Annotated in this window: 19 protein-coding genes; all 19 read right to left on the minus strand. The window is 41.5% G+C overall.

From position 1 onward, the window contains the following. Positions 1-187: 187 nt before the first annotated feature. Positions 188-2,929: an ABC transporter permease gene (locus ACZ47Z_RS13090; RefSeq protein WP_464525624.1), complete on the minus strand. Its 2,742-nt coding sequence runs from the start codon at positions 2,927-2,929 to the stop codon at positions 188-190. A gap of 11 nt (positions 2,930-2,940) precedes the next feature. Continuing rightward, entirely contained in the window at positions 2,941-3,624 is a 684-nt protein-coding gene (locus tag ACZ47Z_RS13095) for an ABC transporter ATP-binding protein (protein ID WP_117960654.1), read from the minus strand. 68 nt (positions 3,625-3,692) lie between these two features. Continuing rightward, positions 3,693-4,646 carry a sensor histidine kinase gene (locus ACZ47Z_RS13100; protein WP_054751466.1) on the minus strand — a complete coding sequence of 318 codons (954 nt, stop codon included), beginning with the start codon at positions 4,644-4,646 and terminating at the stop codon, positions 3,693-3,695. 1 nt (position 4,647) lies between these two features. Continuing rightward, positions 4,648-5,301 (minus strand): response regulator transcription factor, encoded by a 654-nt coding sequence (locus tag ACZ47Z_RS13105; RefSeq protein WP_464525625.1) that lies wholly within the window; start codon positions 5,299-5,301, stop codon positions 4,648-4,650. Between the two features lie 139 nt (positions 5,302-5,440). After that, a complete protein-coding gene (locus tag ACZ47Z_RS13110) occupies positions 5,441-6,100 on the minus strand; it encodes a thiamine diphosphokinase (protein WP_020436384.1) in 660 nt (219 codons plus the stop codon). Then, positions 6,093-6,755 carry a ribulose-phosphate 3-epimerase gene (gene rpe / locus ACZ47Z_RS13115; RefSeq protein WP_015528369.1) on the minus strand — a complete coding sequence of 221 codons (663 nt, stop codon included), beginning with the start codon at positions 6,753-6,755 and terminating at the stop codon, positions 6,093-6,095. Before rpe ends, ACZ47Z_RS13110 begins: the two co-directional genes overlap by 8 nt. Positions 6,756-6,759: 4 nt before the next feature. Then, positions 6,760-7,638, minus strand: coding sequence for a ribosome small subunit-dependent GTPase A (gene rsgA, locus ACZ47Z_RS13120; RefSeq protein ID WP_055172368.1), 879 nt, complete (start codon positions 7,636-7,638; stop codon positions 6,760-6,762). A gap of 17 nt (positions 7,639-7,655) precedes the next feature. Continuing rightward, entirely contained in the window at positions 7,656-9,902 is a 2,247-nt protein-coding gene (gene pknB, locus ACZ47Z_RS13125; protein ID WP_054751462.1) for a Stk1 family PASTA domain-containing Ser/Thr kinase, read from the minus strand. Beyond that, complete coding sequence (locus ACZ47Z_RS13130; RefSeq protein WP_020436380.1) at positions 9,899-10,639, minus strand: Stp1/IreP family PP2C-type Ser/Thr phosphatase; 741 nt, start codon at positions 10,637-10,639, stop codon at positions 9,899-9,901. Before ACZ47Z_RS13130 ends, pknB begins: the two co-directional genes overlap by 4 nt. A gap of 5 nt (positions 10,640-10,644) precedes the next feature. Further along, entirely contained in the window at positions 10,645-11,685 is a 1,041-nt protein-coding gene (rlmN, locus tag ACZ47Z_RS13135) for a dual-specificity RNA methyltransferase RlmN (protein ID WP_054751458.1), read from the minus strand. Between the two features lie 88 nt (positions 11,686-11,773). Further along, the gene (gene rsmB, locus ACZ47Z_RS13140; protein ID WP_464525626.1) at positions 11,774-13,165 is read right to left on the minus strand and encodes a 16S rRNA (cytosine(967)-C(5))-methyltransferase RsmB; all 1,392 of its coding nucleotides are present in this window, start codon (positions 13,163-13,165) and stop codon (positions 11,774-11,776) included. A gap of 80 nt (positions 13,166-13,245) precedes the next feature. Next, complete coding sequence (locus ACZ47Z_RS13145) at positions 13,246-13,953, minus strand: zinc metallopeptidase (RefSeq protein ID WP_015528375.1); 708 nt, start codon at positions 13,951-13,953, stop codon at positions 13,246-13,248. A 50-nt stretch (positions 13,954-14,003) separates the two neighbouring features. Continuing rightward, entirely contained in the window at positions 14,004-14,942 is a 939-nt protein-coding gene (gene fmt / locus ACZ47Z_RS13150; protein ID WP_054751454.1) for a methionyl-tRNA formyltransferase, read from the minus strand. 3 nt (positions 14,943-14,945) lie between these two features. Continuing rightward, positions 14,946-15,443 (minus strand): peptide deformylase, encoded by a 498-nt coding sequence (gene def / locus ACZ47Z_RS13155; RefSeq protein ID WP_117497775.1) that lies wholly within the window; start codon positions 15,441-15,443, stop codon positions 14,946-14,948. 18 nt (positions 15,444-15,461) lie between these two features. After that, positions 15,462-17,687, minus strand: a complete 2,226-nt coding sequence (gene priA / locus ACZ47Z_RS13160) for a replication restart helicase PriA (protein WP_464525627.1) — start codon at positions 17,685-17,687, stop codon at positions 15,462-15,464. 4 nt (positions 17,688-17,691) lie between these two features. Further along, positions 17,692-19,158, minus strand: a complete 1,467-nt coding sequence (locus tag ACZ47Z_RS13165) for a UDP-N-acetylmuramoyl-L-alanyl-D-glutamate--2,6-diaminopimelate ligase (protein WP_015528378.1) — start codon at positions 19,156-19,158, stop codon at positions 17,692-17,694. Positions 19,159-19,269: 111 nt separating this feature from the next. Further along, entirely contained in the window at positions 19,270-20,283 is a 1,014-nt protein-coding gene (locus ACZ47Z_RS13170; protein ID WP_464525628.1) for an acyltransferase, read from the minus strand. A gap of 15 nt (positions 20,284-20,298) precedes the next feature. Next, entirely contained in the window at positions 20,299-21,534 is a 1,236-nt protein-coding gene (locus tag ACZ47Z_RS13175) for a Y-family DNA polymerase (RefSeq protein ID WP_054751794.1), read from the minus strand. 223 nt (positions 21,535-21,757) lie between these two features. Further along, positions 21,758-24,343 (minus strand): ATP-dependent chaperone ClpB, encoded by a 2,586-nt coding sequence (gene clpB, locus ACZ47Z_RS13180; RefSeq protein WP_020436372.1) that lies wholly within the window; start codon positions 24,341-24,343, stop codon positions 21,758-21,760. Between the last annotated feature and the right edge of the window lie 106 nt (positions 24,344-24,449).

Raw genomic sequence — 24,449 nt, forward strand, 5'->3', positions numbered from 1 at the left:
AATAATGATTTTTTCATCATAATCTCTCCATAAATTCACATTTGTACTTTTCTTTTATATCGCATAGACACAGTATATCATATCCACTGTGCCTATGCGATATCCTACTGCTTCTTTCTATTCCGGTGTATATGACCAGTGCATCATTCGGTTTGTGATGGTATCTTCCCACTTAGGCTTTTCCCTTTCAGGTCTTCTTACATATGAAATGTGTAACCACAACATTAATAAGCACTAAAGAAAACATTACACCTACAGTACTAAGGATCGGCCAATGAAATGTAAAATATGACAATTTATTTTCCATATAAATCTTTACCCCAACCAAAGCTGCCATTCCTACAGTAAACAACAATCCTATCACACACATAAAATAATAACTGCCTTCTCCAAAGAGCATTAATTTCATTTGCTTATCGGTCATCCCAATGCTTTTCATAATATCAAATTCTTTTCTCCGAGTGTACATCCCGGTAAATACAACATTACAATAATTAGTCAATCCCGCAATGAATAATATGATACTTACAGCACCTAAGAGAATTCGATTTCCTCTCATATATGTTTCTTTTTGCTGCATCAGATCTGATTTACAGATAATAAAAACTCCTGCTTCGCCGGTTCCTTCATCCATTGATACTTCTGTCATTTCGGATCGTTTCTTATTTTCCTCGGATATCAGCTCGTTGATCTGTGTTTTAACATAAGGTTCTTTTTCCGGATCAGCAGTTAATTCCATTGTTAATATCTTTTTCTCAGTTGGTATCTTTTGAAAGCCTTTCTCACTGATAAAATAGTATAAGCTGCATTCCCCATGCCAGGATTGATTTATTTCCGGGAAATCATCGTTTTGCCGATCCAAATAACCACATAGAGTAAATGTTTCAGATTCTTTTTGAGGGAATTCGTCTTCCTGTTGTTTCTCTTTATTCTCAGAATTACTTTGTTCTTTTCTACGAATCGCATCTTCTCTTGAGAGCAAAGTTTTAAAGTATACCGGTTCGCCAATTGCTTCATCTGCAAGTTTTTGCTGTTCCGGGGTCAGCATATGATCATGTATGAGCAACACGCCATTTCCTTCTTCCAAAGATTTCAAATCAATATTGAGTTGATTATCCTGAACGTATTTCTCAAGCGACAAGATTTGATTGTCATTTAAAATCTGCACAGTATCCCAACTGAATCCTTCCACCATATTGTCATCTGTAAGATTAAAAAGCCCTTCGTCATAAGGACGGATGCCCTTTCTGGACATAACTGTAGTTACATAAGCTCCTTCGATCAAATTAGATTTTTCCCAATCGATACCATCTATCTTGTGTAATTTTTTCTCCAACTTTTGAGAGATTGGTGAAAATTCATCATAATCATTGTCATACAACAGTTCCACACCGTCGCCCTGTGTCAGTAAAGGATCAACATCGATTTCTCTAGTTTTATATTCTTCCCCATATCCCAGGCTTTTCCCAAATTCGCTAAACTCTCCTGCCAGCAAAAAATCAGGGCGTTTCTCAAGAAGATGCTTATAATCGCATCCATTTGTAAGTACATTCATTAGAATAAAAGACAGGACTCCTAAAAAGATGGAAATACTTGTAATGATAAATCGTGCTTTATGACGTGTTATATTTCCCCATGCAATATAAAACATTTCTCCTGTCTCAGAGCGTTTCAACACCAGTTTTCCAGGATGTTTTATTTTTTTGTCACCCATATTTCCATCATAAGTGGCACTCTCGATACAAGACAGCTTCGTTATTTTTCTAATAACGCCTTCTGATTCCATCCACAAAATTCCATTTACAAATACAACAGAAAGAAAAAGAATCCATGGTCTGAAAAAGGAAAGTATCGTGTTTCCTCCCATTTCCTGATAAAAATGAAAGCCTAATACTTCCGGTATCAATAAGACCAAAATCAGTGCAGAAATCAAACTCCCTAAGACAGAACCTTTTAACATGAGTAACCGCATTTGTTTCCGGTATATTTTTGTGATCTGTCTTTCTGTGGCTCCAATCGTGTGGAGTAATCCGAGATTTTGAATATCTTCACTCATGGATATCCAAAGAACATTACGCACAAGGAAATATATTCCACACAAAATACCTAGCGTTCCTAATATCACCATCTCATATCCACCTGCGAATTTAGAAACGGCAGTATATTGTGCTGTATCAGAAACGTATATCTTCTGATCTGCACTCTTCATCGGCAATGCCTGATATAATTTTTCTTCTGTTTTGCTTCTGCTTAAATGATTGCTCTGACTGAAAAGTAAAGTATAGGGACCCTTTTCCAGGTTTAACTCATTAATTTTGTCATGTGAAATATATCCGATTGCTAATTTATTTCCAGAGTCCGTATACCATCCACATAGTTTGAATTTTTCTTTCGAATGTTCGAACAGACCTTTGTATACATCTAAGTTTATTTCCATTCCCTGTTCCGGTTCAGAAATACCAAGTTTTTTCAATGCCCGCTTAGACAATAGAATTTCATCCTTTTTCTGTGGGTAGCTTCCAATTATATTGGTATATGCAGGCTTCAAAAAATTGTTCCAGCTTTCTGAGTCAGCCCATACTACATCACATATCGTTTTTGCATTATCATCTGAAATGTCTGTAGCTTCACCTACAAAAATACTTTTTCCAACCCGTTTTATATAATCCAGTTGTTTTAATTTTGCATATTGTTCTTCTGTTCCATCTTCTATTCTGCCCGAAGAAGCAGTTCCATTTTCTCGGGTTAATCTTATTTCTTCTGCCTGTATTTTTCCACAGGAGATTCCGAAGACCATGGTTATAGCAACAATACCGATTACTACTGAGCAAAATAAAATCGTATTTCTTATCTTTTTTGTGCCTGCAAAATTTTTAGCCAGGAATCGGATTATGTCTTTATTGTTATTTGGAATGTTCTTATGAAACATAGTGATACCTCCTAACAATCGTTACAATCTCTTGTATAGATTTTCCCATCAGACATACGTATTACTCTGTCTGCCATCTGCGCTACTTCCTCTTGATGCGTCACGATCAATGTCGTCTGATGAAATCTTGCGGCACAGGATTTTAGTAATCCTACGACTTCCATACTTGTAACAGAATCCAGATTTCCGGTCGGTTCATCCGCCAGGACAATAGCCGGTTTCGTCAATAATGCCCGCGCTATAGAAACTCGCTGTTGCTGCCCGCCGGACAGCGTTGATGGAAGACGTTCTAATTTATCTTTTAGTCCTAGTATTTCTACAATCTCATTGAAAAAATCTACATCGATTTCCTTGCCATCCAGTCTCATTGGGAGGACAATATTTTCACGTATACTAAGAGAAGGTATCAAATTATATTGCTGAAATACAAATCCGATATTTCTTCTTCTGAATATCGTTCTTTCTTCCTTGTTAAGATCTTTTAAACTTGTATTTCTGATCCAGACACCTCCAAAATCCGGAGTATCAAGACCTCCTAAGATGTTCATAAGTGTTGTCTTTCCGCATCCTGACGTACCGACAACTGCTATAAATTCACCATCTTCCACAGTCAACGACACACCATCTAAAGCACGCACTTCATATGTATCGGATGTATAATATTTTTTTAGATTCATGGCTTTGATTATATCCATCTTTTCTGTAAACTCCTTTCGTAAATGCTACCTTTAACTCAGCCATAATCTATTATACATGGTACCTCTTACAAACTTCTTACAAGCTGCATGTGAACTGTCTCGACCGGAAGATTTACCTCTATAAGCAGCCCTGGCTTCATTTGTTTTGCTTTCATCATCCCTTTTTGTAATAGAACAATCTCTCTGGAAAGATATAAACCAATTCCGCATCCTTCCTGCCCTCTTGCCTGCTCACCACGATAAAATCTTTGAAAAATTTTATTTTCTTCTCCATCTCTTATCCCGATTCCATAATCTCTTACTTGAATTTTATAAAACATTTCTGTCTGTTTCATTGTGATATTGATCGTGCTGTTGTTTTTACTATATTTGACTGCATTATCAAACACATTATAAAACGCCTCACACATCCAGTTTTTATCATGTTCGCAAATGATTTTCTCTGGCAATTCTACTTGAAAAAAGATTTCTTTCTCTTCTGCCTTTTTCTGTATTTGCCCCAACGCATTTAGAATCGTTTCGACAAGATTTTCTTTTTGCATGTGAACTTGTATGATTCCTTGCTCTAATCGGGCAGTTTTTATAAAGCTCTCCACCAAAAAGCATAATTGTTCTTCACTTATTCGCAAGTCTTTCATGTATTCTGCATTCAATACTTCTTGCGTTTCATTCAATGATTCTTGCAGCAATTCCGTATAATTTTTTATATTTGACAGCGGTGTCCGTAGTTGATGCGCAATCTCAGAAATCAATTTCTGTATCTCATATCGACTTTTTTCGGCCTCTTTTCTTCTTCCTTCTAACATTTCCTGTAAACGGATTAATTGATTGGTAGTTTTGGAATAAAGCGTTTCTTTCCCGATATCTGAACCATCTAATTCATTGCCGTTTATTAAGGATTCCGTCAATTTATATATTTTATTCATTTCCTTCGCTCTTAAATGATTTTCCACTAAATATACAGTACTTCCTCCGAGTATGAAACCTATTAAAAGTACTGTAGAAATTGCTACAACCATGCTAATCTCCCATTCTATATCCCATTCCAAATACATTACTGATAACATTCGATGAATCCTTTAATTTCTTTTTCAATCTACTGATCATAACACTAATTGTGTTAGGATCAATGAATTCACTATCGATTCCCCATATATTTTCCATTATCATCTCTTTTGTAAGAACCTGATTCTGATTCATAATAAGATATTCTAAAAGCTGATACTCTTTGACTGTCAAAAATATTTCCGTCTCTCCGACGAAAACCTGTTTTCTATCAGAATACAAAATGACTTGTCCGCACAGAAAAGTATTTTCATTTGACTTTCTCTTTAAAACAACTTCTATACGTTTTAGTAATACCTTTATTGAAAATGGTTTAACCACATAATCATCTGCTCCTGTATCAAACGCTTTTAACATATCTTTTTCATCATCTTTTGCAGTTAAAAAAATAGCTGGAATTTTTCCATTTTTTTGAAGCTCCTGATATAGATTTATTCCATCCCCATCCGGCAATCCAATATCTACGATCAACAAATCTACAGAACTATCTATATTTTTAATTGCCTCTTTTCTTGAAGCGGCAAGAATCGTTGTATAACCTTGATTTTTCAAAGATGTATCTAATGCTTTTCTTAACAATTTATCATCTTCTATAATTCCTATTACCATACACACCTCCTGATTTTTCTAGAATATATACAAAAAGTCCATTACAATATACATAACACCTCTGTATATTGTAACGGACTTTTCCAAAAAAGAAGCCCTCAAATAGCATCTAATACCACACTATAAAGGAGTTTGAATTTCAATCTCTCGTCTCCATCAAAATCACTTTTCCAAACACGAAAGAGATCTTCACTTCATCTTCACCTTCTGCAAACTCATTACTCACACACAAGCTGTCTCCTGATGAGAGCAAATGATTCTGCAATGGATATTTTGCACCGCTGATACAGAAATCCTCAACCGGAAGTTGCATCGGAAATACTGAAAAATACTTTCCAAAAGCTTCTTCTCTGCGAATTGCGATTCCATGATCAAGCAGACGAATTCTATTATGACTGTCTAAGATCATCGCCTGAGATCCTGCTTCAAGTGCAATATTCAGGCACTGAACATTAGCCCAGAAATGATCCAGACGATTTCCTGTTCCTCCAAGAATCCAGATTTCTTTTCTTCTGAGTCCAAGACACATACGAAGTGCAATCTCCGTATCAGACGCATCCTTTACCGGATTGAACTCCCGGATCGGTACACTTGCTTCTTTTCTATAATAATCGATTACTTCTTCCGGTACACTGTCAAAATCTCCTACAATGTAATCCGGCTTGATCTTATGTTCATAAAGAAATGCGAGTCCTTTATCTACTCCGATAATAAATTCTGTCTCTTCTGCCTCAAGAATCGGAAGGACAAAATCTTCTTCCAGCATTCCCCCGCTCACAATAACTGTTCTCTTACACATTGCCGTTTAAAATCTCCATAAACTTTGCTGTATTATCTTTGATATCACCTTTAAAAACGCCTGAACCTGAGACCATTACATTCGCTCCGGCTGCAAGTACTTCTGCCACGTTTTTATGATATATTCCACCATCTACTTCAATATCAGTTGTAAGTCCTTTTTCATTCAGAAGGTTTCTCAATTCACTGATACGCTCCAGTGATTCCGGAATAAATGCCTGTCCGCCAAATCCCGGTTCTACAGACATGATCAGAAACATCTCTGCCTGATCCAGATATGGAAGCAGTACATCAACCGGTGTCTTTGGTTTAATAGAAATTCCCACTTTCGCTCCTGCTGCATGGATTTTATCAATTGTTGCCTGCAGATCTTCACATGCTTCATAATGAACTGTAACGATATCTGCTCCTGCTTTCACGAATTCTTCCACATAACGAATCGGTTCTGTCACCATGAGATGAACATCCAGTGTCTGTGTTGTTGCTCCCTTGATCGATGCGAGAACAGGCATTCCAAAGGAAATGCTTGGAACGAACATTCCGTCCATCACATCAAAATGAATATACTCTGCGCCTGCTTCTTCTGTTAATTTCAACTGCTCTCCTAAAATCTTGAAATCTGCTGAGAGAATAGATGGTGCCAAAATATTTTTCATAAACTTAATACCTCTTTCTTTCCTTTAGTTCACGGTACATCTCCGTATAATCTTCATATCTGATCTTATGGATCTTCCCTTCTTCAACTGCCTCTTTTACAGCGCATCCGGGTTCATGAATATGGTCACAGCCATTGAACTTGCACTGTCCTTCAAACGGTGTGAATTCCGGAAAATAATATTTTAAATCTTCTTTTTCGAAATCATTGACATAAAGAGAACTGAATCCCGGAGTATCCATAATATAAGAATCTTCTCCAATCACGATCAGTTCGGAATGTCTTGTTGTATGTTTCCCACGGTCAATCTTCTTACTGATACTTCCTGTCTCCATCTTCACTTCAGACTGCAGAAGATTGATCAGGGATGATTTTCCAACACCGGAAGGACCTGCGATCGAAGTTGTCTTTCCTTTTAAAAGTGATTTTAACTCACTGATATTTTCTTCTTCCTTAGCACTTGTGAAGATTACCGGATATCCGCATCCGGTATAAACTTCTTTCAATTCTGCAATTTCAGGATGGCTTGCAATATCCGTCTTATTAAAACATAATACGACAGGTATCTCTTTTCGTTCCATCATGACAAGAAAACGATCTAACAGATTATAATGTGGTTTCGGTTTTGTCACTGCAAACACAACCAGTGCCTGATCAATATTGGCTACTGCCGGACGAATCAACTCATTCTTACGCGGCAAGATCTTTGTGATATTTCCTGTCATTTCTTTTTCATCAAGTACCTCGATCACAGCATCATCACCGACCAACGGCTTGATTCCGTCTTTTCGAAAAGCACCTTTTGCTTTACACTCAAAAATTCCGGATTCTACTACATTCACGTAGTAGAATCCGGCAATCCCTTTTATTATCTTTCCCTGCATATACTTGCTCTCTGTTATCATTGATTCGTGTTCTCTTCTGTCCCGGAATCATTTCCGGAATCTCCACTATCCGGATCTGATGGCTGAGATCCTTTGCTGACCATATACTGGACAGTTGTTCCTTTTTCTACCTGCGTACCACTGCTAACAGACTGATAGAATACCTGTCCTTCTGGATATTCATCACTATAATCTTCACCAATATACTCCGGTGTAAGTCCTGCCTGCTTCAACAGTTTTTCCGCTGTATTCTGGTCTTTATAGGAAAGATCCGGTACTGTAACCACCGTCATCTTTGGTCCTTTGCTCACCACATATCCGATTGTTGTACCTTTAGATACTTCTTTTCCGGCATCTGTGTCCTGTGAAATAATAACTCCTTCTTCTACAGTATCACTGTAATCTTCAGTTGCATTTCCGGACAAACCTGCCTGTGAAAGTGCTGCTTCAGCATCCGACTGGGACTTTCCGGTAAGTTTAGGAACTGTTGCCGGCTGATTTCCCTTGCTTATTACAAGAGTGACCGTTGTTCCTTCTTTTACTTCTGCACCTTCACTCGGACTGACAGAAACAACTTCTCCCTGTTCCACATCATCACTGTAGACCGGATCACCTTTCTTCACAACAAGATTCTTATCCTGAAGTGCTTTTTCTGCATCAGCTTCCGACATTCCAACAACATTTGGAATCGTTGTCATTTTAGCTTCTTCACCACTGCTGATCACAACATTGACTGTTGTATGCTTCTTTACTTTCTTTCCATCAGCAGGATCCTGGCTGATGATCTTTCCTTTTGCAACAGTATCGGAAGGCGCAGTTGACTTATGGATTCCGAGATCATATTTGTTCAGTTCTTTCTGAGCTTCCTCATATGTCTTGCCTGTCACATCCGGTACTTTTACCATCTCTGAATCTGTTTGTTGTGTAGTCGTTCCTTTTCCACCTTTAAATACGCCCACTGCATTTCCTACAAGGAACATGATCAAAAGTGCGATCACAACACCGGCAACAACCATAAGAATCTTCATGATCTTCTTCGTGTCTTTATTCACTTCATTTTTCTTACGGCGATCATCATAACGGTCTTTGCGGCGGTCGTCGTAATCATCATCATCATAGCGGCTTCTGCGGCGATCATCATAATCATCGTCATCATCATAACGGCTTCTGCGGCGATCATCATAATCATCGTCATCATCATAACGGCTTCTGCGGCGGTCGTCGTAGTCATCGTCATCATCATAACGGCTTCTGCGGCGGTCATCGTAATCGTCATAGTCATCCTCGTAATCGTCGTCATAATCATCATTATAATTTTGACGATTCTTCATACGATTCAGTTCATCCTGTGACATAACAACCGTGGTCCGTCCTGTATCCTGAGATGCTGCCGGCATACGTTTTGTCACACCATCAAGAACTACAAAATCTCCATCCGGATCTACCAGTGAATGCTTCAGATCCTGAAGCAGCTCCTCGCAGCTCATATAACGCTTATTCGGCAGTTTCTGCGTACATTTCATAATAATGCACTCCAGGCTGTACGGAATATCCGGAACTTCTTCTGCTGGAGACTTGATCACTTCATTCAAATGTTTCAAAGCAACCGTCACTGTCGAATCTCCGTCAAACGGAACATGCCCGGTGATCATCTCATACATCGTGATACCTGCTGAATAGATATCACTCTTCTCATCTACAATACCGCCTCTGGCCTGTTCCGGAGATGTGTAATGTACAGATCCCATCACTGTCGTTGTTACTGCCTGTGTTGCCGTTGATGTCGTAGCCCGCGCGATTCCGAAATCAGTAACCTTAACCTTTCCATCTTTGGAAATAATGATATTCTGCGGCTTAATATCCCGATGAATGATATGGCAGTTATGCGCTGCCTGAATACCTGTCACCATCTGGATGGAAATACTGATTGTCTCTTTTGCTGAAAGCTTTCCTTTCTTCTCAATGTAATCCTTCAGCGTAATTCCTTCTACAAGCTCCATGACCATATAATAAAGACCGCGATCCTGCCCTACATCATAGACATTAACTACATTTGGATGCATCAATCCTGCTGCTGCCTGAGCTTCGCTTAAAAACTTCTTAATAAACGTCTCATCCGAACGATATGTGCTCTTCAGCACCTTGATCGCAACAAAACGATTCAGCTTATGATCCTTGCCTTTATAGACATCTGCCATTCCGCCAGAACCGATACGGCCAAGTATCTCGTATCGTTTTCCTAAAAATACTCCTTCTTTAATCATACACTCACCTCATCTGCAAATGGCTCAAACAATACCACTCCGATGTTATCTGTTCCTCCATTCTCTTTTGCTGCTTCCACCAGCATCTCACCTGCCTCGACGATATCCCGGCTTCCCTGCACAATATGGAAAAGTTCTTCATCTTCCACCATATTACTTAATCCGTCTGTACACATCAGAATGATGTCTCCCCGTTTCAGACGATGTTCATAAAAGTCCACATCCACATCAGCTTTTGCACCGATCGCTCTTGTGATAATATTCTTATCCGGATGATGCTTCGCTTCTTCCGGCTTAATTCCACCAAGACGTACCATCTCTTCTACAAGAGAATGATCCTTACTTAGCTGTTGGATCCCCTGATTGATCAGATACAGACGGCTGTCTCCTACATTGGCAAAATACAGCATCTGTTCTTTCACAGTAGCGGCAACAACCGTTGTTCCCATCCCCTTCAGATGTTCGTCACCGGATGCTTCTTTGATAATCTCACGATTGGCAGCCTTGATTGCTTTCACAAGAACTCGTTCGATATCCTCGCCCTCGCTCTTCGCAATCTCTTTGATCATCACTTCCACAGTACACTTAGAAGCATAATCTCCTGCCTGATGGCCACCCATACCATCCGCTACCACGAACAGGTTCTGGAGAATACCCAGTGGTTTTCCCGTCGTAAAGACGTAGTCCTGATTTACCTGTCGCACCATTCCAACATCTGTAATTGAAAATGTCTTCATACCTTCTATTCTCCTTCAGTTTCTACGTAGCGGCGCCTGAGCTGACCGCAGGCTCCGTCAATATCAGAGCCCATTTCCCTTCTTATAGTAACATTTATTCCGCTTTTTTCAAGTTTATTTTTGAAATTCAAAGCACTTTTCCGGCTTGGACGAACAAAATCACGCTCTTTTACCGGGTTGACCGGTATCAGATTGATATGACAGTTCTTGTGCTTTAATAAATGAATCAGTTCCTGTGCATCCTCATCCGTATCATTCACACCATGCACAAGACTGTACTCAAAACTCACTCTCCGGCCGGTTTCTTTGAAATATTCGTCACAGGCCGCGAGTACTTCTGTGATATCATATTTATTTGCAACCGGCATTAATTTTCTTCGCTTTTCCTGATTGGAACCGTGAAGTGAAAGTGCAAGTGTGATCTGTAAATGCTCTTTCGCCAGTTCTTTCATCTTTGGAACTATTCCGCAGGTTGATACGGTGACATTTCTCTGACTGATGTTCAATCCATGCTCATCTGTAAGTAAATGAATAAACTTCAGGAAATTATCGTAATTATCCATCGGTTCACCGGTTCCCATGATCACTACATTTGAAACCCTCTCACCACTTATCTTCTGAATCTGATAAATCTGTCCAAGCATCTCAGACGGAGAAAGATTTCTCACCAGACCTCCGATCGTTGATGCACAGAATGCACATCCCATCCTGCAACCGACCTGGGAGGAAATACAGACAGAATTTCCATGCTTATATTTCATAAGAACACTTTCGACTACATTTCCATCATAGAGACGGAACAGAAACTTGTTCGTACCGTCAATCTGGGAAATCTGTCTCTCCAGCATAACAACCGGGAGAATCTCATAATTCTCTTCCAGTTTTTCCCTCAAAGCCTTTGAAAGATTCGTCATCTCATCAAAATGATCTACCAGCTTCACATGCAGCCATTCATAAATCTGTTTTGCACGAAATGCTTTTTCTCCGATCGTCGCCATCTCTTTCTGTAATTCTTCATATCCATAAGCACGGATATCCTTCTTCATCTTAAAGTTTTCCTCCTGTATTTCGTTTTTTCTGCGAGTTATTCACATTATTTGTCTGCTTTTTCTATTTTTTCACATTTCCTGAAAATCATGCTTTTTTCTTAAATCTTGCAATAAAGAATCCGTCACAATCGTGAACTCCCGGGAAGAATTGGATACATCCCTTCTCGATCACATCACTTCGTAACTCCTTGCAAAGATTTTCTGTAATATCGTCCAGTTCAAATTGTGGGTATTCTTTCAAGAACCAGTGTACATTGTCCATGTTTTCTCCCGGATTTACGGTACATGTGCTGTACAGCAATGTGCCGCCATCCTTGACGATTGCCTGTGCGCAAGTCAGAATCTTTCTCTGCAAATCTGCAAGTTCTTCAAGATCTTCCGGTTGTACGCGATATTTCAGATCTGGTTTTTTGCCAAGCACGCCAAGACCTGAACATGGAAGGTCTGCAATCACAAGATCCGCTGTTTCCTTATCATACTCATCAAATACAGAAGCGTCCTTGCATACAGCACAAATATTTCCAAGTCCGGAACGGTCGATATTCTGCCAGATCAGATCTGTCTTATATTCGGTCAGATCTCTTGCTTCAACCCGTCCTGTCTTTTTTTCTGTTCCATTCTCTCTCGCCGCCACTTCATCTGCCAGCTGAAGCTTCTCTGCCACATGAAGTGATTTTCCTCCCGGTGCTGCACAGACATCAATTACATGATCGCCGGCTTTTGGATCTGCCAGTTCTCCGACAAACATAGAACTGATATCCTGTACTGCAAAGAGTCCTTCCTGAAAACTTTCCAGACCTTCCAGATAATCATAATCTGAAAGATAAAACGCATAAGGAAGATACGGATGTGCTTCTACTTTCGCTCCTTCTGCTTCCAGTTTTTCTTTCAATATTTCCGGTGTAACCCGGTTCATACAACATCGGATCGTAATCGGCTTCTCTTTCTGAAAATCTGCTGCCATCTTTTCTGTGATCTCTTCCCCATATTCTTTCTTCCATAAAGAAAGAATCCATTCCGGGACAGAATATTTCACAGACAATCTCTGTACATCTTCTTTTGGATACTCGATCTCCTCCATCTTGCGGACAACATTTCTCAGAACTCCATTCACATATCCCCGCAGACCTGAAAATCCTTTTCGAACTGCAAGCTTTACTGCCTCACTGCACACCGCATGATCCGGTACGCTATCCATATATTTCAGCTGATAGACACTGCTGCGAAGAATATTACGGATGACCGGTTTCATCTTCTTAACCTTTGTCTTAGAAATCTGATTCAAGATATAATCAATTTCTATCATATGTTCCAGAGTACCTTCCACAACTCTGGTGATAAATGCACGCTCACGTTTCTCAAGATATTGATATTTTGACAGAACATCGCCAAGAATCTTATGACTATATGCTCCATTCTCTGTTATTTCCATCAAAATCTCAAGAACAACCTCGCGTTCATTGATCTGCTTTCCCATAAATAATCTCCTATTCTCCGCATTTTTCTTTCTATCTGCTGTCAGTCAGTTACTGTTCACACGATGTGCGACCAGCAACGTCAGTCATTCCTTCTTCGTCCATTTGTCAGGATCAACAAACGTAAAAGCTGTAAAATCATTGCAGCCGCACTTGCCACATATGTCATTGCTGCTGCCCGAAGTACCTTCTTCACTCCACCAACTTCGTCTTCACGGAGCATTCCTGAATTTCCAAGTACCTTCACCGCTCTTCTGGAAGCATTGATTTCCACCGGAAGTGTTATAAGATGAAATGCCACAGCTACCATAAAGAGCAGAATTCCGATATCAATAAGAAAGCTGGACATCTGGCCATTCATAAACAGGCCGATAATGATCAATGGCCAGGAAATCATGGAACCGAAATTTACGACCGGCACAAGTGCCCCACGGATTGATAAAGGTGCATACCCTTCAAAATGCTGTACTGCATGACCACACTCATGTGCCGCAACTCCGATTGCTGCTACAGAAGTTGAATTATAAACCGGATCAGAAAGTGCCAGTGTCTTGTTTCTCGGATCATAATGATCGGTCAGATTTCCCGCGATATGAGTCACCTGCACATCATAGATTCCATTTCTTCTGAGGATCTGTTCTGCCGCTTCTCGTCCTGTCATCCCTGAATAACTGCGGATCTTCGAATATTTTGCAAATGTTCCTTTCACCTGGGATGATGCGAGCAGGCTGAGAACCACACCGATCAGTACCAGTATATAAGTCCAGTCATAATAAAATCCATAATACATACTAAAACTACCTCCTGTTATCTATCTGCAGTCCCCCTCCAGAAGTCCTCTTATTCCTGTGTAAATTTAACTCCGCTTTCAATTGTGTATCCCCTTAAGAAAGCTCCCGTATCCATTCTCTTTTTCCCCGGAATCTGAAGTTCCAGAACTCGTAAGACGCCATCCCCTGTCTGAACAGTAAAGGAATCTTTCTCTACACTCAACACTGTTCCAGGCTCTGCTTTTACCGTGCCATCAGCCTCTGCTTTTGCTCTCCAGATCTTCACTACCTTTTTGTCCCAATGTGTGTAAGCACTTGGCCAGGAATTCAGGCCACGCACCAGACGTTCGATCTGTACTGCGGATGTATTCCAGTCAATATTTCCAAGCTTCTTATCGAGCATTCTGGCATATTCTGTCGGGCTTTCTCCCTGCTTCTCGAAAGTTGCCGTATGATCTTCAATAGCTTTCAGAGTCTCTACACAAAGCTTTGCTCCTGCCTCTGCAAGCTTATCATGAAGGCTTTCTCCTGTCTCATCTTCTGTGATCGGCACTTCAACCTTCTGGATCATGTCGCCTGTATCCAGTCCTTCGTTCATCTGCATTGTTGTAACACCTGTCACTTCCTCGCCATTGATGATAGACCACTGGATTGGCGCGGCACCACGGTATTTCGGAAGTAGAGATGCGTGTACATTAATGCATCCATATGGTGTCATCTCCAGGATTTCTTTCGGAATGATCTGACCAAATGCAATGACAACCATCACATCTGCATTATATTTTCTCAGTTCCTCTGCACATTCCGGATCACGGATTTTCTTAGGCTGATAAACCGGAATTCCATGTTTCATCGCAGCTTCTTTCACCGGAGTTGGCTGCATCTCTTTACCGCGTCCCTTTGGTTTATCTGGCTGGCTCACTACGAGACATACCTCATGTCCTGCTCCCACCAGTGCCTCCAGTGTTCCCACGGAGAAGTCCGGTGTTCCCATGAAAATTATTCTCATCAATTATTCCTCCACTTCGTATTCCATATCTTCCTCGTTGTAGGCCGGTGAATCATGCAGTTCTCCTTCTACTTTCTCTACATAGAGGTGTCCTCCCAGGTGATCGATCTCATGACAGAATGCTCTTGCAAGAAGTTCTTCTCCTTCTATCTCGAATTCCTCCATATTTTCATCCAGCGCACGTACCTTTACGTGATTCGGACGAGTCACGATTCCCCATTTTCCCGGCACACTTAAGCAACCTTCTTCGCCTGTCTGCTCACCGGATGTCTCAATGATCTCAGGATTGATCAAAACGATCGGACCCTCTCCGACATCAATCACTACAATCTGTTTGAGAATACCAACCTGCGGTGCGGCAAGACCCACACCCATCTTCTCATACATCGTATCAAGCATGTCTTCAATTAAAATCTTTGTACGAAGTGTCATCTTCGTCACTGGTTTACACTGTTTTTCAAGAACGTCATCGCCCATCTCTCTTACTTCTCTGATTGCCATTATTCTTTCCTCTCTTTTCTATAAATTCATCGGGTTGAAATCGAATTGGATTCTCATTTTCTGAAACCCTGAGTTAATTTCTATATATTGTTCCATCCTGTCTTTTAATACAACTAAGGTTCGGTATTCCGGAGCTTTTACGTAAATCACTCTCCGGTAAATATCTTTGATCTTATCCACTCCCGGACTTGCCGGGCCGATCACATTGAGCTGTGCCTGCCCTTTGATCCGCAAAATGTATTCCTTCAGATACTTGCACGCTTTCTCTAAAAGTGCCTCATCTTCACATGCCGCAAGTACTGCCATCAGGTTCTCCACCGGTGGATATCCCATCAGACTACGGTAGCGGATTTCTTTCTCATAGAATGCTTCATAATCCTGCGCTGCTGAAGCCTCGATTGCATAATGCTCCGGATCGTAAGTCTGGATCACAACCTCACCCAGTCTGTCACCTCTTCCGGCACGGCCTGCTGCCTGTGTCAAAAGCTGGAATGTTCGCTCACCGGAACGATAATCATCTGTATAAAGTGACATATCCGCTGCCAATGCACCGACTAACGTGACCTTTGGAAAATCATGCCCTTTTACAATCATCTGTGTTCCCACAAGAATATCTGCCTCTTCATTCGCAAATGCAGATAAAATCTGTTCATGGGAATCCTTTTTCTTCGTCGTATCCATGTCCATGCGTAGTACTCTTGCCTGTGGGAATCTTGCCTTCACCATATCCTCGATCTGTTGGGTTCCTGCGCGGAATTCTCCGATATACCGGGAACCACATTCCGGACACTCCGTCACCTTCGGCTGCTCATATCCACAGTAATGGCAGACCATTTTTCCACCTTTGTGTACCGACAAGGATACATTACAGTGCGGGCATTTCACTACATGGCCACATTCTCTGCAGGAAATAAAACCAGAATATCCCCTGCGATTCAAAAACAGCATGATCTGCTCTTTTGCATTCAATCTGTCTTCGATCAGTTCCTGCAACTTCTCACTCAAGATGGATCGGTTTCCATTCTTCAGTTCTTTACGCATGTCTACTGTATACACAGTTGCCATCTGCTGCATATGGGAACGGTTCTTCATCTCGTAAAGCTGATATTCACCAAGTCTTGCCCTGTACATGGCCTCCATGGACGGAGTTGCGCTTCCAAGCACTACACTGGCATCTTCTACTTCTGCCCTGTGGACTGCCACTTCTCTTGCATGATAGCGTGGCACCTGCTCACTCTTGTAGGTTGGTTCATGTTCTTCATCTATAACGATCAGCCCCAAATCCGGAAATGGAGTAAAAAGTGCAGAACGTGGTCCGATCATCACATCGACCTCGCCCCTCTTTGCACGCATCATCTGATCGTAACGTTCTCCGGCAGACAGTCTTGAGTTCATGATAGAAACTCTGTCGCCGAAACAGCGGTAAAACCGCATCACTGTCTGATAGGTCAGTGCGATCTCCGGAATCAGAACGATTGCCTGCCTTCCCTGCCCGACCACAGTGCGGATCATCTCCATATAGACTTCTGTCTTCCCACTTCCGGTCACTCCGTGAAGCAGATAAGTTCTCCTTGTTCCACACAGATAGTCTTGCCGGAATCCCTGGATCACATGCTGCTGTTCTTCTGTATAGATGATCTCCTGTTGTGATTTCTTTGCCTGTTTCACCGGATTACGGTATACTTGCTCTGACTCTATCTTCAGCACTCCCTGCTCTTCCAATGCCCGGATCACAGGCAACGTCACATTTAATTTTTTCGTCACCAGCTCATAATCCTGAACCGGTACTTCCATCAAAGCTTCCAGAAGTCTCGCTCTTGCTTTCTGATTCTTTTTCTGATAAAAAGCCAGCTTCTCCCGACTTTCTTCCTCAGTAAGCAGCAGACGGAGATGTTTCTTCACCTTCGCATTCTCTTTCTGCTTGATTGGCAGCACTGTCTTAAGTGCCTGGATCATTGTTCCGCCATACTGCTCTTTCATCCATGCCGCCAGCGCGATCAGTCTCGCTTCGATTGCCACACTGTTTCTGGATATGTCTGTGATCTCCTTCACCTTTGACAGATCATAATTGCAAGTCTCTGATAATGAAGTCACATAACCTTTGATCTGCCGGTTTCCTTTTCCAAAAGGGATAATTACTTCCATCCCCGGATGCAGCTCGTCTTTCAGTCGTTCCGGTATTCGGTACTGAAAGATCTTATCCAGTTTTTCATGTTGTATATCTACAATAACATCTGCAAACACAATCTTATTTCTCTTTTAATTCTTCCAGAACTTCTTTGATCAGCACGCGCTCATCCATCGGATGCTTCACGCCGCAGATCTCCTGATAGTCCTCATGTCCTTTTCCTGCCAGTACAATAACATCCCCCGGCTCGCCGTGCTCGATCGCATATTTGATTGCCTCTTTACGATCACAGATCTCCACATATTTTCCATCTGTCTTTGCGATTCCGGTTTTAATATCGTTAATAATATCCTGTGGTTCTTCAAATCTCGGATTATCTGATGTAATGATCGTCAGGTCGGCCAGTCTTCCGGATACTTCACCCATCTCGAATCTTCTGTCTTTGGAACGGTTTCCGCCACATCCGAACAGACATACAAGACGTTTCGGATTATATTCCTTCAATGTTGTCAGAAGACTTTCAAGACTCATCGCATTGTGCGCATAATCGATCATCAGTGTAAAATCATCAGACACCTTGATCATCTCGATACGTCCTTTTACCTTGGCCTTCTTGAGTGCATCCTTGATCATCTCAACCGGCACCTGGAAATGACGGCAGACTGAGATAGCAGTCAGTGAATTGTAAACACTGAATTTACCCGGAACATCAATCTCTACATCAAAATCCATAACGCCTGCAACATGATATGCCACACCAAGATATCCTGGTCTGGATACCAGTTCTACATTCTCTGCGCGAAGATCTGCCTCCGGTGAAAATCCAAATGTCTCAATCTTACATGTAGACCCTTTAAATACATCTTTAAAATACTTGTCATCCACATTGGCGATTCCGAGCTTACACTGCTTGAACAGAAGACCTTTACATCTCTTGTAATCATCAAAATCCTTATGCTCGTTCGGTCCGATATGGTCTCTTCCAAGATTTGTGAAAATGCCGATCTCAAATGGGATTCCTGCTGTTCTGTGAAGCATCAGTCCCTGAGAAGAAACTTCCATAACAACACAGTCACAACCTGCTTCTACCATCTCTGCAAAATATTTATGGATCGTATAAGACTCCGGAGTTGTATTGCATGACGGGATCTTCTTGTCTCCGATAATTGCCTCGATTGTTCCGATCAGTCCAACCTTATGTCCTGTCTCTTCAAGAATAGACTTGATCATGTAAGTTGTTGTTGTCTTTCCCTTTGTTCCTGTAATACCGATGACTTTCATCTTATCTGCCGGATATCCAAAGTAAGCTGCTGACATCAGAGCCAGTGCATAACGAGTATCCTCTACCTTAATTACAGTCACATTTTCCGGCACTTCGACATCTTTCTCTACAACAACAGCTGCCGCGCCTTTCGCCGCAACATCCGCTGCATATTTATGTCCATCAGATACTGCTCCGCTGATACACACGAAAACAGATCCTTCTTCCACTTTTCTTGAATCATTGATCAGTGTTGTTACTTCCGTAGAATCACTTCCCTGTACTACTGTGTAGTCCAGGCGTTCTAATAATTTATCTAATTTCATGATCTAACCCTCCTGTTCTGAACTGGTGTACTGCATCATTGACTTTCAGGCAAATAACGATTGTCTTAACCTTTATAGAATAACATAATCTCACCGCATATGCAAAAAAACCTACATAATCTTTCGTCCTGTTTTCGTCTTTCGAATCAGCCAGACACATCCAAATGACAATAACACAAGTCCCATACTCACTACCGGAATCATGATCCAGGCTGAAAATGTCTCTGGCTTAATATTTCTCTTATAAACATCAAGAAACATGATATGGATCAAATAAATCCCAAAGGAACATCCACAAAATCTGTCAATCCACTTCTTTGCCTGTTCGGACGGATTGAATTCGCTCTTTTTCAATCGTACTAACATAAGAAATGCCATCGCTGCTGCCAGTGCAAGCAGTGGATTACCATATTCCAGCAGACGTTCATAATGTTCTCCATCCTGCAAGGTTGCCGCATAAGTCAGCCCATAATTTAATGCCATGCATACTACAAAAATACCTGCCGGAATCATTTTCCCCTTCATCACATGCTTACGATATTTATATATATAATATCCGATAAATACATAATAAGAATAGATTCTGTCCCCCACCATTGGGACAGAATAATACATCTTTTCATCAAAAAATGTGGAAATATAATTGAACAAAACAGCTGCCGTAATCACCACAAGAAATGCGCGTTCCATCCGAAGGTTCATCCCTTTACACATAACCTGGAAAAAAGGAAGTACCAGATAGATCGGAATCATTGCATACAGATACCACAGATGCTGTTCTACCGGCTTATATAATAAATCTTTGATTTGATAAGGATCTTCCATATAAACTGCATTCCAGATCATATATATTACACTCCACACAAGCAGAACAATTAGAAAACGAAAGATTCTTTTTGCATGTTTATGAAGTGATTCCTGTCTTCCAAGCAGAAGTGCTCCTGTGATCATGAAAAAACATGGTACACTTATCCTTGCCAGCAGATTTAATAGCAGTGAAAAACTGTACTCCCCAATCGTAATATCGCCATAGGCTCTGCAGTAATAGTTTGATACATGGATCACAATAACAAATATAAAAGAAATCATTCGAATCAATTCCAGATTATAATTTTTCTCTTTCAATGCACGTTCCTCTTTCTATCTCTTCTGATTTTCATCTTTTTTCTTGTTTCTGTCCGGTTTATAAAATGTGCCTTTCACAACCGCACCCTTTCCATAACGATTGTTCAGCTGTTCCAATGCGGCATTTAATTTCTTATGTTTCTCGTCCGGTTCTTTTGGAAATTCAATATCAAAAATTGTCAGCTGCTCCGGTGCATTCTCTTCTACTAACTTTGACGTTCGGATTCCGAGCAGACGGACAGGTTCTCCACTCCAGCTTTCACGGAACAAATTACAGGCTGTCTCACATAAGATAACCGGATCATTCGTCGGCTTTTGAAGCTGCACCTGATGCGACATATTTCTGAAATCATAATAGCGAACCTCCATGCTCACCATCCCGGCTTTCTTTCCTGCCTTCTTCAGCCTGTTTCCCACGCTCTGCGCAAGCTCACGAAATACATCTATCGCCTCTTCATAAGTCGTTGCATCCTCTGACAGAGTCGTTGAATTTCCTACTCCCTTTGCCTCTTCCGGTTCATACTGTACCTTATCATCCCCGATTCCATTTGCGAAATTCCAGAGCATCCGGCCATGACTTTTTAAATGCAGCGTAATTACATTTACATCCGCATGAGCAAGATCTCCAATTGTATTAATTTCAAGTTTCTTAAAGACTTCCACACTTGAACGCCCTGCCATAAAGAGTTCTCCGATCGGAAGTGGCCACATTTTCTGCGGAACCTCTTCTGGAAATAACGTATGGATCCGATCCGGTTTCTGAAAATCCGAAGCCATCTTCGCTAGTAACTTATTACTGGAGATTCCAATATTCACCGTGAATCCAAAACGCTTCTTCACTTCTTCTTTGATCTCCATTGCACCGTCCACCGGTGTTGGATATCGCCCGACAAGCTCTGTAAAATCCATATAACATTCATCGACACTGACCTGCTCGATCTTCTTTGTATATGTCCGCAGGAAATCCATCAGCATCCGGCTCTTTTCTCGATACATCTTATGATTCGGCGGTGCTGTCACAAGATTCGGACATTTTCGAAATGCATTTACTACAGGTTCACCCGTCTGAATCCCATAGGATTTGGCAAGTGATGATTTTGCAAGGACGATTCCATGACGCGAGCTCTGATCTCCGCCAATAATCGCCGGAATCTCCCGCAGATCCACTTTTGATCCATTTTTCAATTGTTCAACCGCCGTCCAGCTTAAAAATGCTGAATTGACGTCGATGTGGAAAATAATGCGCGCCATGGTAGCCTCCTTTCTGGAATTCTGCCTGAGTTCTTTCTTAGTATTAATTCTTGTTGTATGCATATGCATTCTGTCAGTTTCTTATTTTAACATAGAGTCTGCTCTTGTATCAATTACTTCGGTGAACGAAAAAAAAGCTGTGAAAAACTCAATTTTCCAAAAATCTCCAGAAAATTTTCATTTTTCACAGCCCTACATATTATATCGTTACTATACTAGTATTTTATTTCTTCACACCTGCTGTCAGTTTACCGTCCTTCACATCGATCAAGATCGTGTCTCCACGTCCCACATCTCCTGCAAGGATCAGTTTTGCAGCTAATGTCTCTACATTCTTCTGCAAGTAACGTTTCAGTGGTCTTGCACCGTACATCGGCTCATATCCACCTTCCACAACAAAGTCTTTCGCTGCATCTGTCAGCTCGACACTCAGTTCACGTTCTTCCAGACGGCGGTTCACATCAGCAACCAGAAGGTCAATGATGGAACGTACATTTGTCTTTGTCAATGGTTTGAACATGATAATCTCATCCAGACGGTTCAGAAATTCCGGTCTGAAATGTGCTTTCAGATCATCCATTACCATCTCCTGACTCTGTTCATCGATCGAACCATCTTCTTTAATGCCTTCCAGCAGATAATTTGCACCAATGTTGGAAGTCATGATCAAGATTGTATTCTTGAAGTCAACTGTACGTCCTTGGGAATCTGTGATTCGTCCATCATCCAGTACCTGCAGCAATACGTTGAAGACATCCGGATGTGCTTTCTCGATCTCATCGAAAAGCACAACAGAATATGGTTTTCTTCTGACTGCTTCTGTCAGCTGTCCGCCTTCATCGTATCCGACATATCCCGGAGGAGCTCCGATCAGTCTGGACACGGAATATTTCTCCATGTACTCACTCATATCGATACGAACCATGTTGTTCTCATCATCAAACAGGCTCTGGGCAAGTGCCTTTGCAAGCTCTGTCTTACCTACACCTGTAGGTCCAAGGAACAGGAAGGAACCGATCGGTTTTGTCGGATCTTTGATACCTGCTTTGGAACGGATGATTGCTTCAGTTACAAGCTCTACACCTTCATCCTGACCGATGACACGCTTATGCAGTTCATCTGCAAGGTGAAGAGTTTTGTTTCTCTCGCTCTCGTTCAGTTTTGCAACCGGGATACCTGTCCATCTGGAAACGATTTTTGCAATCTCATCATCTGTAACGGATTCATGCACAAGAGAAAGATCTTTTGCCTTTACCTTTGCCTCTTCCTCTTCCAGCTGTTTCTGCAGCTGTGGAAGGCGACCATACTGAAGCTCTGCTGCCTTATTCAGATCGTACTCTCTCTGAGCTTTCTGAATCTCCTTGTTCACCTGCTCGATCTGCTCACGGATCTTCTGCACATGCTCTACGGAATTCTTCTCATTCTCCCACTGTACTTTCTTACTTGCATACTGCGCTTTCAGTTCTGCCAGTTCTTCCTGCAAATGTTCCAGACGCTCTTTACTTAAGCGATCTTCCTCTTTCTTAAGTGCAGACTCTTCAATCTCCATCTGCATCACACGACGGCGAAGCTCATCAAGCTCTGTCGGCATAGAATCAAGTTCTGTCTTGATCAATGCACACGCCTCGTCAACAAGGTCGATTGCTTTATCCGGCAGGAAACGATCAGAAATATATCTGTTCGAAAGTGTAACTGCCGCAACAAGCGCACTATCTGTGATCTTAACTCCATGGAAGACTTCGTATCTCTCTTTCAGTCCTCTCAGGATAGAGATTGCATCCTCAACGGTTGGCTCATCTACCAAGACCGGCTGGAAACGACGCTCCAATGCAGCATCCTTCTCAATATACTGACGATACTCATCCAGTGTTGTTGCACCGATACAATGCAGTTCACCTCTGGCAAGCATAGGCTTAAGCATATTTCCTGCATCCATCGCACCGTCTGTCTTACCGGCTCCGACGATCGTATGAAGTTCATCGATAAAAAGAATGATCTTTCCGTCACTGTTCTTCACTTCTTCCAGAACGGCTTTCAGACGCTCCTCGAATTCACCACGATACTTCGCTCCTGCTACCAGTGCTCCCATATCCAGCGAAAAGATTGTCTTATCTTTCAGGCCTTCCGGTACATCTCCGCTGACGATTCGCTGTGCAAGTCCTTCTACAACCGCAGTTTTACCTACACCAGGTTCACCGATCAGCACCGGGTTATTCTTTGTCTTACGGGACAGGATACGAATCACATTACGGATCTCTTCATCACGTCCGATGACCGGATCCAGTTTCTGATCTCTTGCTTTCTCAACAAGATCCTGACCGTATTTATTCAATGTATCATAAGTTGCTTCCGGATTGTCAGAAGTAACTCTCTGATTTCCTCTTACTGTTGACAGCGCATGGAGGAACCCCTCTCTGCTAATGCCATATTCACGGAAAATCTGCTTCAACTCACGGCTTGCATACTTCAGCATTGCAAGAAACAGATGCTCAACAGAGACATACTCATCTCCCATCTGCTTTGCTTCATCTTCTGCATGGATCAGCACATTATTCAAGTCCTGACCGACATAAGCCTGACCTCCCTGTACCTTCGGTCTCTTGCCGATTGCCTGCTCGATACTGTTAATAAAGAGCTGGCCCTGAATGTTCATCTTCTCAAATAATTTTAAAATCAGACTGTCATCCTGTGTCAGCAGCGCATACAGCAAATGCTCCTGCGCCAGTTCCTGATTCCCGTTATCCGCAGCAATCTTCTCACAGTTCTGAACTGCCTGTAATGAATTCTGTGTAAATTTATTGATATTCATGGTCTTTCCCTCCTTTGAACCACAAATTTGCTTTTCCTGTGTTCTATTAGGAATATAGCACGTATTGTTAGCACTGTAAAGGGTTGAGTGCTAATTCTTTTCTAAA

This window comes from Mediterraneibacter faecis, assembly GCF_055383675.1.

Coding starts and splice junctions, on each gene's coding strand:
- ACZ47Z_RS13100 (WP_054751466.1), bottom strand. CDS start 4,646: ATGGTTGTAGCAATTTCTACAGTACTTTTAATAGGTTTCATACTCGGA.
- ACZ47Z_RS13105 (WP_464525625.1), bottom strand. CDS start 5,301: ATGGTAATAGGAATTATAGAAGATGATAAATTGTTAAGAAAAGCATTA.
- def (WP_117497775.1), bottom strand. CDS start 15,443: ATGGCAATCAGAGAAGTAAGAGAGATGGGCGATGACGTTCTTGAAAAA.
- ACZ47Z_RS13130 (WP_020436380.1), bottom strand. CDS start 10,639: ATGAAGACATTTTCAATTACAGATGTTGGAATGGTGCGACAGGTAAAT.
- ACZ47Z_RS13165 (WP_015528378.1), bottom strand. CDS start 19,158: ATGAAATTAGATAAATTATTAGAACGCCTGGACTACACAGTAGTACAG.
- ACZ47Z_RS13110 (WP_020436384.1), bottom strand. CDS start 6,100: ATGTGTAAGAGAACAGTTATTGTGAGCGGGGGAATGCTGGAAGAAGAT.
- ACZ47Z_RS13090 (WP_464525624.1), bottom strand. CDS start 2,929: ATGTTTCATAAGAACATTCCAAATAACAATAAAGACATAATCCGATTC.
- ACZ47Z_RS13175 (WP_054751794.1), bottom strand. CDS start 21,534: ATGGCGCGCATTATTTTCCACATCGACGTCAATTCAGCATTTTTAAGC.
- fmt (WP_054751454.1), bottom strand. CDS start 14,942: ATGAGAATAATTTTCATGGGAACACCGGACTTCTCCGTGGGAACACTG.
- rsmB (WP_464525626.1), bottom strand. CDS start 13,165: ATGGGAAAGCAGATCAATGAACGCGAGGTTGTTCTTGAGATTTTGATG.
- pknB (WP_054751462.1), bottom strand. CDS start 9,902: ATGATTAAAGAAGGAGTATTTTTAGGAAAACGATACGAGATACTTGGC.
- ACZ47Z_RS13095 (WP_117960654.1), bottom strand. CDS start 3,624: ATGGATATAATCAAAGCCATGAATCTAAAAAAATATTATACATCCGAT.
- rlmN (WP_054751458.1), bottom strand. CDS start 11,685: ATGAAGAAGGATATCCGTGCTTATGGATATGAAGAATTACAGAAAGAG.
- clpB (WP_020436372.1), bottom strand. CDS start 24,343: ATGAATATCAATAAATTTACACAGAATTCATTACAGGCAGTTCAGAAC.
- rpe (WP_015528369.1), bottom strand. CDS start 6,755: ATGAAAAATATTTTGGCACCATCTATTCTCTCAGCAGATTTCAAGATT.
- rsgA (WP_055172368.1), bottom strand. CDS start 7,638: ATGCAGGGAAAGATAATAAAAGGGATTGCCGGATTCTACTACGTGAAT.
- ACZ47Z_RS13145 (WP_015528375.1), bottom strand. CDS start 13,953: ATGTATTATGGATTTTATTATGACTGGACTTATATACTGGTACTGATC.